The sequence below is a fragment of the Candidatus Chloroploca sp. Khr17 genome (assembly GCF_004138165.1).
In the GTDB taxonomy this organism is placed as follows: domain Bacteria; phylum Chloroflexota; class Chloroflexia; order Chloroflexales; family Chloroflexaceae; genus Chloroploca.
The window spans coordinates 53,428-67,547 of the sequence record NZ_RYFF01000024.1; the positions used below are offsets into that span (position 1 = coordinate 53,428).

A 14,120-nucleotide genomic window follows, 5' to 3' on the forward strand; every position below is an offset into this window, starting at 1 on the left:
TGCATGGTGCTACGAGCGTTGGAATTGGCTCATCCGGTCGGGCAGAGCCGTAAAGATGCGCCGGACAAGCGCCCGATGCAAGGCCTTGCGCGCTTCATCAGATGGAAGATCAACGCGTGCCCCACGGAAGAGTTGCCCGGTAGTCTGCGCCGGCCCACCGTACTGTTCACGAGCATACGCCCTGGCAATCTGCACAATCGTTGTTTGATGGTCGGGCAATGCGGCGGCCAGCAGCGCCCCGTATTCCGCCGGAGTCACTTGCTCAGCCTGGCCGAGACCACTCCAGCGAGCCAGTAACGCCATCCCCGCATACGTCGCACCTACCTGACTCAGCCCATACAACTCGTATCGCCAGCGGGCATACAGAGCGAGCGCCAGCAAGCCAAGTGCCACCAGGATCATCCCAAAGGGACCAAGCGACAAGACGCTCCCGAAGGCCCCAGACGGTTCACCGGTCTGCAGAACACCAGGCACGGGAATCTGATCGAGGCCCTCATCGAGCTCATCAAAACGGCCAGGATCGGGATTGAGCGGGGCAAGCGGGCCCCCAGCATCACTGCTATCCGAGCCGAGATTGGCGGTGAGGCGACGCGACGGTACAACCGTGTAACTGGCAGCCGTTGGCTCAAAACGCTCCCAGCCAAAACCAGGGAAATAGACCTCGGGCCAGCTATGGGCAACATTTTCACGGACAACATAGATGCCACGCTCGGTGTCAAACTCGCCGCCGGCATAGCCACGTACCCAGCGTGCTGGAATACCTTGTGAGCGCAGCATCACCACCATCGCCGAAGCGAAATAATCACAGTAGCCGGTTCGCTCTTCAAAGATGAACCAATCCACGAGATCGGCATCAGGAGGAGGCGCCGCGATCGACTCGCTATACGGAATAGTGCGGAGGTAATCCTGGATTACGATGGCCTGGTCATAAGGGGTCAACGCCCCATTTTCGGCGATGAGACGGGCCGCGAGTTCGTACGTACGCGGTGTTACCGTCTCGGGCAGGGCGAGATAGCGCTCGCGCACCCATTGCGGATAATCACTACCCGAGGCGCGCAGGCTCGCGACATCGGCAAACGACATCAGCGCCGTCACCGTATAGACCTGCTCGGCCCGGAGGCGTTCTTGGGCCACGACGAGCGCGAGTTCATCAAAATTGGGCACGCTCACGCCCCCACTCAAAGCGTAGTTATGTTCAACCAGGGTAGGAAGGCTGATCTGATACGGCGTACCGCCCACCATCACCAGATCATCAAGCCGATCCGATTTCATCGTAAAAGTCTGCACAACTTCACGGCGGCCCTGCCCAGGTGAGACCGGAAGAGGTTCATCAGCCTCGCGGGGGGTACGCGCCTGCTCGGGGGCACCGACCCCGAGCGCAGCACGGGCCTGTTCACCAACGGTATTCTGCCAACCCTGGCCGGTATACTTATCAAACGCGACCGCCCGCCAGTAATCATACTCAAGCGAGCGCACCTCCATCACCGTATCGGCCGTCAACTGACGGGAACCACCAAGGGCTGCGCCACGTGACGTAAAGGCCCCGCTACCAGCACCGGGAGGGGCGGTAATCGTACTGAACATATCCTCCCACTGCTCGCGGGCGGCCTTAAAGGGACTACTGAGCATCGTCCAGGTACGGGTAGCCCGATCAATCGAGACCTCACCGGGTAAAAAGGCGGTCAGGATGATCAACAGGCCACAGACAAACGTCGCCGACCAGAGAAAGCGGAGCGGAAGCAGATCGGGATACTCGATCTGGCGGGCATCCCAGAGCGCCTGGCGCTGGATAACATTCTGGTAGACGAGCAACAGCAGCGCCGCGCAGAGAAAGACAAAAAAGGGCATCGTCGGCTTGGGCAAGACATAGGTATAGTTAATCAACGCCACAAGCGCATTGAGCAAAATGGGCCGCCAGGTCCAGCCACGGCGCAAAACCATCCATGCCGTACTATAGGCCAGCAACCAGACCAGAAGGCAGAGGACAAAGACAAAGAGCAGAATATCCTCACCGCGCCCGCCGGCACCGATCACGCGGGTCCAGATCAAGGCACGGATCAAGAGATCGGTCGCCTGATCGCGCCAGGTGATCAGGCGTGCATCCATCAGATCGCCGAGCAGATGGATCGCCCAGGTAAACCCGAGCATCCCGCTCAGCAGATGAGCCAACCCGGGGTTCAGCCAAGGCAAACGGGCAAAGATTGCCCCGAGCACCAGACCAAGCAGCGCCATCGGGCGCAGCACTTCGAGCCCCGAGGCCCAATTGGAAACCGAGAGTGACCAGACGACGGCGCCGGTCATCAACAGGATCAGCAGAAACCCGGGTAAAACCTCAGCCAGTTCACGGCTCCACTCACGAGGAGCAGGCCGCTTGGCCGATGTGGTTAATGTTGTCATATATTCTATCGATCAGCGCATCCGTGGAAAGATACGCCGGGCATTTGCGTCTACGATCGTTGCCACCTCGGCGAGCGGTTGCTCACGCAGGGCGGCAAGCTGTTCGGTCACGAGCCGCACACGGGCTGGCTCGTTACGTTTGCCCCGATAGGGATGCGGGCTAAGATAGGGGCTATCAGTCTCGGTGAGCAGCATCGTCAACGGCGCACGACGCGCCACCTCGTGCAGGATGGTTGCTTTGGGGAAGGTAAGCGGCCCCGAAAACGAGAGCAAAAAGTTCAATTCAAGGCAGATCTGGGCATAGGCCCAATCGCCCGAAAACGAATGCATCACCCCTGACACACCCCTGGCAGCCTCGGCGAGCACCTGGGCCGTATCGTCGTGGGCATCGCGGCTATGGATCACCACCGGAAGATCCAGGCTGCGTGCAAGCTCGAGTTGCTGACGAAAGACGAGCGCCTGAGCTTCAGGCGAGGCCCGCATCCAATGGTAATCAAGGCCAATCTCGCCAAGGGCGACCACCTTGGGGTGGCGAGCGAGATCGCGCACCTGGGCGAGCCAGTCAGGGGGCAGATCGGCGACATGATTAGGTTGCACGCCAACGACCGCAAAGATCTGCGGGTACGCTTCAGCGAGCGCAAGAGCGGCACGCGACGAGGGCAGATCGTAGCCAATCTCGATGATCCGTGTCACGCCATCAGCGGCAGCGCGGGCCAGCACCGCCTCACGGTCGGCATCAAATTGCGCAAGCGCAACATGCGCGTGGGTATCAATAAAGGGAATGGAACCGTCACTCATATAGGCATTGTAGCATAGCTGCGGTACAATATGAGTTATTGTTGGTGGCGGGGCCAGCTAAGCTCGCCCCGCCACCAACGGCACACAGAAAAGGACACACGATGGCACGTGCAAGTCGTCAAGAAGAATTTGCCGTGATTGGGCTAGGGCGCTTTGGCAGTTCGGTGGCCTTGAATTTGATCGAGCGAGGCTATACGGTGCTTGGCATTGACCGTAGCGCCGAAATTGTGCAGACGCTCTCGGATCGTATTTCGCAGATAGTGGCGCTTGACTCAACGAATGAAGATGCCCTACGCGCCGTTGATATTACCTCGTTTGATACGGTGGTAGTCGCGATTGGCACCCACTTCGAGAATAATCTGATGACCACCGTCACCCTCAAGGGCCTGGGGGTGCGCCGTGTCGTCTGCAAGGCGATCAGTGAACGCCAGCAGCAGATCCTTTTGCGGATCGGGGCTGATCAGGTCGTCCTGCCTGAACACGAAGCCGGGGCGCGCCTCGCCTGGCGCCTGGCTGAACCACGGGTCCTCGAGCACCTTGATCTTGGCTCGGGGTTCAGTGTTGCCGAAATCCATGTCCCCGAGTGGCTCGTGGGGCAATCACTGATGATGAGCGGGCTCCGCAAACGCTACAATATCAACCTGCTTGCGATTAAACGAAACGGCCAGATGATTGTCACCCCGCCAGCCGACATGCTCTTTGCGCGTGGTGATATGATGCTAATTATTGGGGCCGATCATTCAATCAGCAGTTTTTGCCACCAGACACAATAGCATGACCATTTCCACCCAACGACGCCCTCTGCCACCACCTGTGCGCCTGGCGATTGGGCTCATCAGCTTTATGTTCTTTGGGGCATTCCTGCTCCACCTGCCGATCTCAGGCCGTGATGGCAGCCTTACCTGGAATGAGGCTCTGTTTACCGCAACCTCGGCGTTGACCGTGACGGGTTTGACCATTATCACTCCGGCCAGCGATCTGTCGACCTTTGGCATGCTGATCTTGCTGACCCTGATCCAGATCGGTGGCGTCGGCTTTATGGTCATTGCCGTCGTCATTCTGCGTCTGCTCGGGCGACGCATTAGTCTGGCCGACCGACTCACCCTCAGCAATTCGCTGGGGTTGCTCTCGCCGGCGGCAATTGTCACCCTGACCCGCAATGTGCTGGCAAGTGTATTGTTGATTGAAGGCATCGGAGCCCTCCTGCTCTATTTCCACTGGCGCGGCGATCCACGCCTGAGTGAAGGCCAACTGATCCTCTATGCCCTTTTTCACGCCGTCTCGGCCTTTTGCAATGCCGGCTTCGAGCTCTTCAGCGGTACCCCGGGGTATCCTGACGGCATTCCCCGCGATACGCTGAGCCTGACGATTATGGGGTGGCTGATCTTTCTCGGGGGGCTAGGCATTCCGGTGATCGGCGATCTTTTGCTCTACTGGCGGCAACGTCGGTTTTCACTGCATACCCGCATCACCTTTACGGTGGTTGCCTTCCTGGTCTTCGTGGGCATGGTGGGGGTTTTTATTGCGGAAGGGCGCGCAGGTGGCACCCTTGCCGAAGAACCCGCCTATCGCCGCCTCGTGATGAGTCTCTTCCAATCGGTCTCGGCGCGGGCGGGCGGTCTGGCAGGGATTCCTGATTTTGGTGAGATTAGCATTGCAACCCGTTTGTTGCTAATCATGCTGATGTTCATTGGCTGTGCACCAGCCTCGATGGGGGGAGGCATTACGACAGGTACCTTCGCGGTGCTAATGATTTCGGTCTGGAGTTATGCACGAGGGCTGACTGAAGCCCAGTTTGGAGGGCGCACGCTCGCCGTCGGTACGGTGCGCAAAGCAGCAGCAGTGCTCACCGTCTCGTTACTCGTTGTCTTCACGACGATCTGGTTGCTGGTTCTCACCCACGATGTCGCGCTTGATGTCGCTGCCTTCGAGGTCGTCTCAGCCTTTGCGACCTGCGGGCTCTCGCTGGGGATGACGGGCGATCTGAACCTCTTTGGTGAACTAGTGATTGTTTTTATGATGTTCTGGGGCCGTCTCGGGGCCTTGACGCTGGTCGTTGCGATCACGCGCCAGCAAAATAACCTGCAGATGGTACGCTTCCCTGAAGAACAGATTCTCATCGGATAAGTTTATGCCATCGGCCAATCAATCACGGCCCCTGCCTCCACCACTACGGCTGGTACTGGGGCTCGTTGCCCTGATGTTCATTGGGGCTTTGATGCTCTGGCTGCCCATTTCAGGGCAGAACGGTGGACTCACCTGGAACGAGGCGCTCTTTACGGCAACCTCGGCACTCACCGTGACCGGTCTCTCGACCATTATCCCCATCACCGATCTATCGCTCTTTGGCGTGTGGATGCTCTTGATTCTCATCCAGAGCGGAGGGGTCGGTTTTATGGTGATTGCCGTCGTGGTCATGCGCCTGATCGGACGACGAATCAGCCTGACGGATCGCATTGCCCTCAAAGACTCGCTCGGCCTCCTTTCACCAGGCGCGATTGTCACCCTAACCCGCAATGTCCTCGCGGTCGTCTTGCTGATCGAAAGCATCGGTGCCATGCTGCTCTACCTGCACTGGCGTACCGATCCAAGGCTCACTGAAGGGCAGGCGCTGCTCTACGCGATCTTTCACGCGGTTTCGGCATTCTGCAACGCCGGCTTTGACCTGTTTACCGGAACCCCCGGCTACCCCGAGGGCATTCCGCGTGACAATTTCAGCCTGGCAATTATGGGTTGGCTCATCTTTATCGGCGGCCTCGGCATTCCGGTCATCGGCGATCTCTTGCTCTACTGGCGGCAGCGTCGCCTGACCCTGCATACGCGCATCACGCTCACGGTCGTCAGCTTGCTGGTGGTGATCGGAACGCTCGGGTTCTTTTTTGCCGAAGGCCAGGCGGGAGGCACCCTCGTTGATGAGCCACCGCTGCGCCGCCTGCTGATCTGCTTCTTCCAGTCGGTCTCGGCACGCACGGCAGGCTTTGCCGGCATCCCCGATCTTGCCCATGTCACCGATGCGAGCGAATTGCTCTTGATGGTGTTGATGTTTATCGGGTGTGCGCCAGCTTCGATGGGAGGTGGCATTACGACCGGGACGTTTGCCGCGCTGATGATTTCCCTCTGGAGCTATGCACAGGGGTTGAGTGAAGCGCAGTTTGGGGGGCGCACTCTGGCGGTTGGGACGATGCGTAAAGCTGGAGCCGTGCTAACGATTTCGCTACTTGTGGTCATCATCGCCATCTGGCTTATTCTGATGACCCACGATGTCTCGCTCGACCGAACTGCCTTTGAGGTTGTCTCGGCTTTTGCCACCTGCGGGCTTACGCTCGGCCTCACTGGCGAATTGAATCTCTTTGGGCAATTTGTGATCATGGTCGTCATGTTCTGGGGCAGACTCGGGGCCTTGACCATCGTCATCGCCATTGCCCGTCGCCAGAATCAGGCCCAGATGATCCGGTATCCCGAAGAGCAGATTTTAATTGGGTAACCGTCGTTGCCAGACCACGCATGCGTAGTCTGGCAACGACGGTTACCGGTCGCGCTGTCACTGAACGAGTGCAGCAGTGATCGCGTCCCAATAGGCAGGAAAGGTTGCCAGATTATTGTGCCGACCGCCAGCGATAGGATAAAAGCGAAGTGGGGCAGTTACCCTGTCGGACAGACGTTCACCATCAGCAAAAGGTACGATTTCGTCTTCTGTGCCGTGGATGATGACCACCGGGCAACTCACCTGACCAAACGAGGCCGAGACATTCAGCGGATACTTGAGCAAAAATGGGGGCAACCAGGGAAACTGACGGCGGGCAAGAGCCTCCAGGCTATAAAAAGGGCTCTCGAGGATCAGCATACGGGGTTGATGCTCAGCCGCTAGGCGCGTGGCCGGGGCACTCCCGAGGGAGCGGCCATACAGCACCACCTGATCCTCGCGATAGCGTTCAAGGATCCAAGCATAGGCAGCTTCAGCATCGGCATACACATCCGCTTCACGGCGGATCTGACCGCTACTCTGACCATACCCGCGATAATCAATGATGAGCAGATCATACTGATACGCCACGAGCTCTGGCGCGACCGCCCCCCATGTCCGCAGACTCCCGGCGTTCCCATGGAGATAGAGAATAACCCCCTGCGGGTCTGGGACACGAAACCAGAGGGCATGGAGTTGAGCGCCTTCGGCGTTCAACCAGACCTCCTCAGCAGGATGGCCAAAGACATACCGGGTTCCCGGCTGATTGCGCTCAGGAAAGAAGATCAACTGCTCTTGCCAGAGAAAGATGACGACGCAGACGAGCAGATAGAGCAACAGGCTGAGAATAAGCAGACGAAGAAGCATAGGCACCTTCCTGCTACGCACGATGCCAGACCGGTGCGAGGTGTTTCAACTCAATGGGAAGCCCGGCAATGACCAGGTAGACTTCATCGGCAACGGCGCTAATACGTTGGTTCGCAAGCCCAAGCAGGTCATGATACGCACGATCTTCAGGTGTGTCGGTGCCAAGCCCCATGCCAAGCTCTTTGGTGACGATGATCAGGGTCAGGTTGCGCGCTTGGGTCGTCGCAAGAATGGCATCCAGTTCCTCGGCAAGGCTTGCGGAAGCCTGGGCCTGATCGTCGCGATGGGCTTCCAGCAGGTTGTGAACCAGGCGCGAGAAGCAATCGAGCAATACAACGGTACCAGGTGGGGCATGTTCCAGCGCCATCACCAGGTTTGTCGGCTGCTCAAAGGTTGTCCAAGACAGAGGGCGACGGATCTGGTGATCCATGATCCGGATGGTCAGTTCCATATCCTCATCATCAAGCTCGGCAGTTGCAAGGTAGAGTACCGGCAGTTCGAATTGGGCCGCGTAGCGTTCAGCGCACAGGCTTTTGCCACTGCGGGTGCCACCAATAAAGAGAGTCATTGCGCTCATAGCAGATAAAAAATGAAAAATAAAACCCCGACCCTGAGAGGGGGGCGGGATGCAAGGAAAAGGTAAAGCGATCATGAGACCTCACAGGTCTTCAAGACCTGTGAGGTCTACCAACACACGGTAGAACGCCTCAGACGTCAATGACAAAGACGGGCACGGTACTGCCGCCACCGGCGGTGACGTTGAGCAGCGTGACCGTGGAAAGCCGGCAGAGACTCCCCTCCACGTGCGAGCCAAAAAGGAAGGGGTCGGTATCAACGAGACGCTGACTAATTTCGACCTTGCCCTCAACAAGCGTCGGATAGGGTTCGTAGGCAATCTGGACACGCTCTTGCACGACAAATGGTTCACGCAACGCCGCCGTGAGGGCAGCCTCCCACTCATCGCGACTGGCTTCCCAGCCAATGGTAATGCCCTTGCCACCATATTCGTCGTTGGGCTTGAGCAGCAGACGATCGCGGTTATTGCGAATAAAAGGGAGCAGGTCGATTTGCTCGTCTTGATAGCTTGTGGCACCTGGGCGAACGACGCGGGTCCAGGGAATATGGGCGGCGAGCGCGGCTTGCTGCGGTTGACTGAGCGTGCTGGTAAACTGCGCATCCGAGAGCAGGGCAAAGAGCGATTTTTTGTGGAGCAGTTTGGCCTGGAAAGAATTGACGATGACACACGCCCCCGCGGCATAGGCATGCACCAGCGGATGGTCAAGCGCTGCATCACCGTAGTGCAGTAAAAACTCCGTCGTGAGCACGCGCTTAAAGACGATGGTGACCGGTGTCGTCTTGCCCGCGACCTCAGCCAGAAGTTGCCCATCGCGGAACTGCAACTCATCAGGTGAACAGATCACCGCCGTGAGGCCATGGGTGGCAAAAAAGGCGGCAAAGAGGGCAAATTCGGTTGCGGTGGGCAACCCGTACCAATCAACAATCGCGACTGTCGGCTCGCCCCCGGGCGAACCGGCCTCGCGCCATGAGGCAAGCAACATCTCGAGCAAACGATGGCGGGCAGGCAACGAACGGAGCGTATAGTGACGCATAAACTCTTGCATCACCGGTGTCGCCAGAAAGACCTCGCTCAACAGGTCTTCATACGCAATCGCCGCAGGACTCTCAGCGTTATACTCGACAAACTGCAGCGACGTGCCATCAACGGTCAGAAAGGTATCCATGCGCGAATGGGCGCTCGGCTCAAGGTAGCCGGGATGCATCGCAATGAGCGCCTCTTCCTGGGGCGTCAACAGCAGGATGTCGCGCACCGCCTGACCAGCGGCCCCGCCCTCGCGAGCGGGGGCCACAACGGTACGGGCAGCTTCGGCAACGAGATTGACGCCCTGCTGCAACCAGGCATACTGTGTTGCGCTGATAAGGCGCGGGCGCAGCACAGTCGTCAACGGACGGTCGCCGAAATAGAGCTGGCGCTCACGCATGGCACTGGTGAGATGCGTCCACGAAGCGGTTGCCAATTCGGGGGTAAGCAGGCGATGGTAGGCGTCAATTGCAGCCGAGAGACTCATAGTACCTCACTCACCCTGGGGCGACGCCAGCGGGGTGGCCGGGGTCGCCGCTGCGATGAGTCGGCCCCAGGCATAGTCGCTCGGCATGGCACGACCCTTGAGCGCCAGATCAATCGTAAAGTCAGCCATCTTCTTGACCACCCAATCAAAATAGTGCGGGGTCAAAGAGTTGACATCAAAATCAGGGGCCGGGTTGGTAAAATCGATCGCGTAAGGCACGCCGTCTTTCAACGCAAACTCGACGGTATTCATATCATACCCGAGCGCCTCGTTGATCTTGAGCGCATTCGCCGTCACGATCCGGCCCTCTTCGGGGGTCAGGTAGTTGTCATCGCGGAAATAGCGATGCGGCCATGGGGCATTGGCATCAAACTTGATCGTCATAATCTCTGTGCGGCCAATCACGATACAACGGACGTACTTCTCCCAGGCGATATACTCCTGGAGCATCATACACTCGGTTGTCGTCTCGTTATAGGCACGCCAGAGATCATCAAAATTATTGACTCGGTAGACCTGCTTGAAGCCGCCGCCCCAGGCGGGCTTGAGAATAACGGGGAAGCCGCCGACATACTCGACATGGTCGCTCCACGGAATGGGATATTTTAGATTGCGCAGCGACTCATCAACCACGCCCTCAACATAAGCGTGGGAAGGCAGCGCGACCGTGCGCGGATGCGCAATGCCAAGCCGCGTACAGATACTTGCGCCAAAGAACTTATCATCGGCGCTCCACCAGAAGGGATTGTTGATAACATGGGTTCCCGAGAGCACCGCATTTTTGAGATACGTTCGGTAATACGGGATTTCGTGGCTAATTCGATCGATGATTACATCGTATTCGCATGGTTCAGCCATAATGGTGCCCCCGAGTTTCACAAACTCAGCGGCCACACCCTGATCGCGGCGATTAACTTCTTCGATAAAGGCGGGGGGCCATGACCACTCGCGGCCCACAATGACGCCAATTTTTTTGGTGCTCACATCTACTCCTGCTATACCGGCGTGCCAAGCGCTTTGAATTGTACCACACAGTCTTATCTGTGGTATCGTATGCAAGGATTCTTGCTTGGTGCAGAGCGAAGCTAGCTTCGCTCTGCGCCAAGGGAGCAGGGCTTGCGGGGCCTTGAAGCTCCAAGCAGAAGCATGGGTTTGTAACGCGACAGCCCTGAGTGGTTTGTCAACGAGGTTTGCTGACAGGCGTGCAGCCACGTCATGCGGAGCGGAGCGAAGCATGACATGGCTGCACGCCTGAGACCCTTCGCTTCGCTCAGGGTGACGCAACCTCGGGAAATTTCGTTGACAGACTACTCTGTAGTCTGTCAACAAAGTTTTCTGGTAGCGCCGCCGTCCACGAATACTGATTTGGAAGACCATCAGCCGCCACTCCCTTCGGCAGCAGAGTAGAAAACGTAAGTTACAAACTACTGAGCTTATGAGAAAGAGGTGAAACGATGCTTGATCGCATACTGGCGAATCCCGTGGTGCGGCTGGGGCAAGTTACGGTGGCCAAATACCAGAAAGATCTGGTGAATAATCTGGCGGCTGCAATTGCCTATTTTGCGGTCTTTTCTTTTTTTCCGATGATTCTCGTCGTCGTGAGTCTGGTCGGCTTTTTGATTGATGTTGATAGCGTCGAGGTGCAAGAGCAACTGCTGGTTTTGGTTGGCTCAGACGAAGTGCGGGCGTTGATTACCCAGACCCTTGCCAATTTTCGGGATAATCGGCTCAATGCGGGCTTGCTCGGTTTTGCGACCCTTTTTATGACCGCTTCGGGCATCTTTGCCGCGCTCAGTCGTTCCTTCGATGTGATCTGGGAGATCCGCCCAGGCATGAATGGCAAGAAGCCTGGGTTGGTAGCGGCAGCGGTCGCCATGCTCTTGAATCGCTTGGCGGCCTTTGCTATGCTGCTAATCAGTGCAGCCGTGATCCTGCTGGCAATGATGGCGAATGTCGCGATGAGCATTGTCGGTAGCTATACCGACTGGTTACCAGGGCAGGATCTCTTGTATCTGCTTGGTCAGGTTGGGGTGACGCTCGTGCTCTTGACCCTGGTCTTTGCGGCGATGTTTAAGCTGCTGCCGAGCCAGCGCATCTATTGGCGCGATGTCTTTCCGGCTGCCTTTATCGCCTCCATCGGTTTTGCACTACTACAATCGGTGGCAAGCCTGATCTTTGCCAATATCAATTATGCGTCGTATGGTGCCGTTGGTGGCATGATGACGCTGTTGCTCTGGATCTTTTTGTCGGCCCAGGTGATCCTCGTCGGCGGCGAGATCTCATTTGCCTGGACCTATATCTTTGGGACACGCAAAGGTCAGCCGATCGCGGTCTTGCAAAAAACTGAGTAGCTGTACATGGATCCAACTCACATGCCCCCCCTATCCAAGGTTGCATCGGGGTTCAAGAACCCGCATCGTGAAACGGTTCTGATCCCGATGTTGCTGCTTGTCGCCTTTGGCCTGGCCCTCTTTGCCCAGATGCGCTGGCTGAACCTGCGCACTTTTGATGGCTGGGCGCTGGCGGCCGCTTTATTGTCGGTGCCAATGCTGATGCTTGCACTCAAAGGGGTGAGTCGCGAGATGCTGTTGCGGCCCGCGCCAATCGAGACGCAGCCATCGGTGCCAGCAGTGACATTGATCGGCGAGCGCTGGCGGATCGGGTTGCTGATGGCCGCAGTCGTTGCTACGCTCATCTTGCTGGCGGGTCTGGCGCTACCAACTCCGGCGAGTGGGTACAACTGGTATGCCCTCGTGTGGATCGTCGCCATCGGGTGCAGTCTGGCAGCCTTTGCGCCAACGCCTGGCACGTGGCCCCGCTTGCGACTGCCTACCCGTGCCGAAATACGGCCCTGGCTGCCACTGGTGGGATTGACGCTGGTGGCGCTGGTGTTGCGGGTCTGGCAACTCGACGCGATGCCAGCGACCCTCGGTGGTGACGAGGGGTCACAGGGGCTCGAAGCAATGAAAGTCTTGCGGGGCGAGATCAACAATCCCTTTAGCACGGGTTGGCTTGGCGTCCCGACGATGAGCTTCTACTTCAATGCGCCGACGATCGCGCTCTTTGGGCATACCTTTGTTGGGTTGCGCCTGCCCTGGGCGCTGATTGGCACGCTGACGATCCCGGTCACCTATCTCCTGGTGGCCCGCCTGACTAGCCCCGGTCTTGCGATGGGGACGGCGATCTTGCTGACCGGGTTTCACTACCATCTGCACTTCTCGCGGCTCGGCTCGAATCAGATTGCCGACGGCCTATTTGTGGCCCTCATGCTGCTTTTGCTCTATCGGGGGTACGATCGGCGCGATCCGCTGGCGTGGGGGTTGAGCGGCATGGTGATCGGGTTGGCGCACTACTTTTACGCCGGCGCACGCCTGACGGTTGTGCTGGCGATTGCCGTGCTGCTGCTCCTGCTGATCCGTGACGGGAAGCGGCTGTGGCGTGAGCAGCAAAGCGGAATCGTCGCCCTGTTCAGCGTGGGCCTGGTGACGGCGGCACCAATGATCCAGTACGCTTTCCGGTTTCCTGACGATTTCAATGCCCGCGTCAATGCCGTTGGCGTCTTTCAGAGCGGGTGGCTCGATCGTGAGCAGGTGATTCTGGGACAGAGCGCGCTAGAGATTATGACAACCCAGTTCTGGAAGGCCGTGCTACTCTATAATGCGGTGTCTGACCCAACGTTCTGGTACGGTACGCCTGATCCGCTCTTTGGGTTGGTAGAAGGGGCCTTTTTCATTCTCGGCCTGGGCTATGCGATCCTGCATCTGGGGAACCGGCGGCTCTTTCCGCTCGTCGCCTGGTGGGGCGGGGCGGTCGTCATTGGCGGGGTCTTAACTGAAAACCCGCCCTCATTGCAGCGCTTGATCACCACAGCGCAACCGGCGGTCTTCTTTGTCATCCTTGGCCTCGCCCTCTTTCTGCGCGGGGTCTGGGCAGCGATGGCGGTGCCCGTCGGGCGCAGTTTTTGGCTCATCATTGGTACGATCGCGCTCGTGTTAAGCCTGCTCAGCGCACGCTATTATGTCGTTGATTATACACCGAGGCGGATCTATGGGCACACCAACAGCCTGGTGGCGACGAGCATGGCTGACTATGTCCTTGAACGGGTTGACCCGGAAACGCTCGTCGTTTTTCTTGGTCCGCCACGAATGTATTACGGGTTCGGGACGATTCTGTATCTGACGGGCGAGAGTCGCGGGCTGGACGTGACCGAGCCACTGACGGCCCCCATCGGAGGCGAACTCGGGAATCTTGGGGAGCCCCTGGTCTTTATCTTGCTCCCCGAACGCCGCGATGAGCTTGCGTTCATTACGCCCCGGTTCCCTGATGGCACCCTTGAAGTTGTGCCATCGCCACTTGATGGTCAGCCGCTCTTTTTTGTCTATCGGCCAGACTACTAATCTGTAATGTAAATAATCCGTGCGCCAGACTCACGCTGGGGGCGCAGATTATTTTCCCTCCGATACCGTGGGGCTAAAGCCCTCGGCCATGGAATGCGAAGCCCACCTCTG

The 14,120-nt window shown here is 58.0% G+C and carries 11 protein-coding genes; 5 read left to right on the forward strand and 6 right to left on the reverse strand.

All coding sequences use genetic code 11. The features are described 5' to 3' along the window. Window positions 1–9: 9 nt before the first annotated feature. Together EKD05_RS14725 and EKD05_RS14730 are read right to left on the reverse strand one after the other, a co-directional pair. The gene (locus EKD05_RS14725; RefSeq protein ID WP_129674021.1) at window positions 10–2,397 is read right to left on the reverse strand and encodes a DUF4129 domain-containing transglutaminase family protein; all 2,388 of its coding nucleotides are present in this window, start codon (window positions 2,395–2,397) and stop codon (window positions 10–12) included. 12 nt (window positions 2,398–2,409) lie between these two features. After that, entirely contained in the window at window positions 2,410–3,195 is a 786-nt protein-coding gene (locus EKD05_RS14730) for a TatD family hydrolase (RefSeq protein WP_129674023.1), read from the reverse strand. 101 nt (window positions 3,196–3,296) lie between these two features. On the opposite strand from EKD05_RS14730, the gene EKD05_RS14735 reads away from it, so the two are divergent. The 3 genes from EKD05_RS14735 to EKD05_RS14745 are packed head-to-tail and all read left to right on the forward strand — an operon-like array spanning window position 3,297 to window position 6,679. Further along, on the forward strand, window positions 3,297–3,968 hold the full coding sequence (locus EKD05_RS14735) for a TrkA family potassium uptake protein (protein WP_129674025.1): 672 nt from the start codon (window positions 3,297–3,299) through the stop codon (window positions 3,966–3,968). 1 nt (window position 3,969) lies between these two features. Then, window positions 3,970–5,322 (forward strand): TrkH family potassium uptake protein, encoded by a 1,353-nt coding sequence (locus EKD05_RS14740; RefSeq protein ID WP_129674027.1) that lies wholly within the window; start codon window positions 3,970–3,972, stop codon window positions 5,320–5,322. A 4-nt stretch (window positions 5,323–5,326) separates the two neighbouring features. After that, on the forward strand, window positions 5,327–6,679 hold the full coding sequence (locus EKD05_RS14745) for a TrkH family potassium uptake protein (RefSeq protein WP_129674029.1): 1,353 nt from the start codon (window positions 5,327–5,329) through the stop codon (window positions 6,677–6,679). Window positions 6,680–6,736: 57 nt separating this feature from the next. Here EKD05_RS14745 and EKD05_RS14750 read toward each other — a convergent pair whose 3' ends face one another. The 4 genes from EKD05_RS14750 to EKD05_RS14765 form a co-directional block, all read right to left on the reverse strand. Beyond that, window positions 6,737–7,525, reverse strand: a complete 789-nt coding sequence (locus EKD05_RS14750; RefSeq protein WP_129674031.1) for an alpha/beta hydrolase — start codon at window positions 7,523–7,525, stop codon at window positions 6,737–6,739. Window positions 7,526–7,538: 13 nt separating this feature from the next. Beyond that, window positions 7,539–8,093 (reverse strand): bifunctional adenosylcobinamide kinase/adenosylcobinamide-phosphate guanylyltransferase, encoded by a 555-nt coding sequence (locus EKD05_RS14755; protein WP_240695790.1) that lies wholly within the window; start codon window positions 8,091–8,093, stop codon window positions 7,539–7,541. A gap of 139 nt (window positions 8,094–8,232) precedes the next feature. Beyond that, window positions 8,233–9,612 (reverse strand): circularly permuted type 2 ATP-grasp protein, encoded by a 1,380-nt coding sequence (locus tag EKD05_RS14760; RefSeq protein WP_129674035.1) that lies wholly within the window; start codon window positions 9,610–9,612, stop codon window positions 8,233–8,235. A gap of 6 nt (window positions 9,613–9,618) precedes the next feature. Then, window positions 9,619–10,596: a hypothetical protein gene (locus EKD05_RS14765; RefSeq protein WP_240695791.1), complete on the reverse strand. Its 978-nt coding sequence runs from the start codon at window positions 10,594–10,596 to the stop codon at window positions 9,619–9,621. Window positions 10,597–11,066: 470 nt separating this feature from the next. On the opposite strand from EKD05_RS14765, the gene EKD05_RS14770 reads away from it, so the two are divergent. Continuing rightward, window positions 11,067–11,963, forward strand: a complete 897-nt coding sequence (locus EKD05_RS14770; RefSeq protein WP_129674037.1) for a YihY/virulence factor BrkB family protein — start codon at window positions 11,067–11,069, stop codon at window positions 11,961–11,963. 6 nt (window positions 11,964–11,969) lie between these two features. After that, window positions 11,970–14,009, forward strand: a complete 2,040-nt coding sequence (locus EKD05_RS14775; protein WP_129674039.1) for a glycosyltransferase family 39 protein — start codon at window positions 11,970–11,972, stop codon at window positions 14,007–14,009. Window positions 14,010–14,120 lie beyond the last annotated feature (111 nt).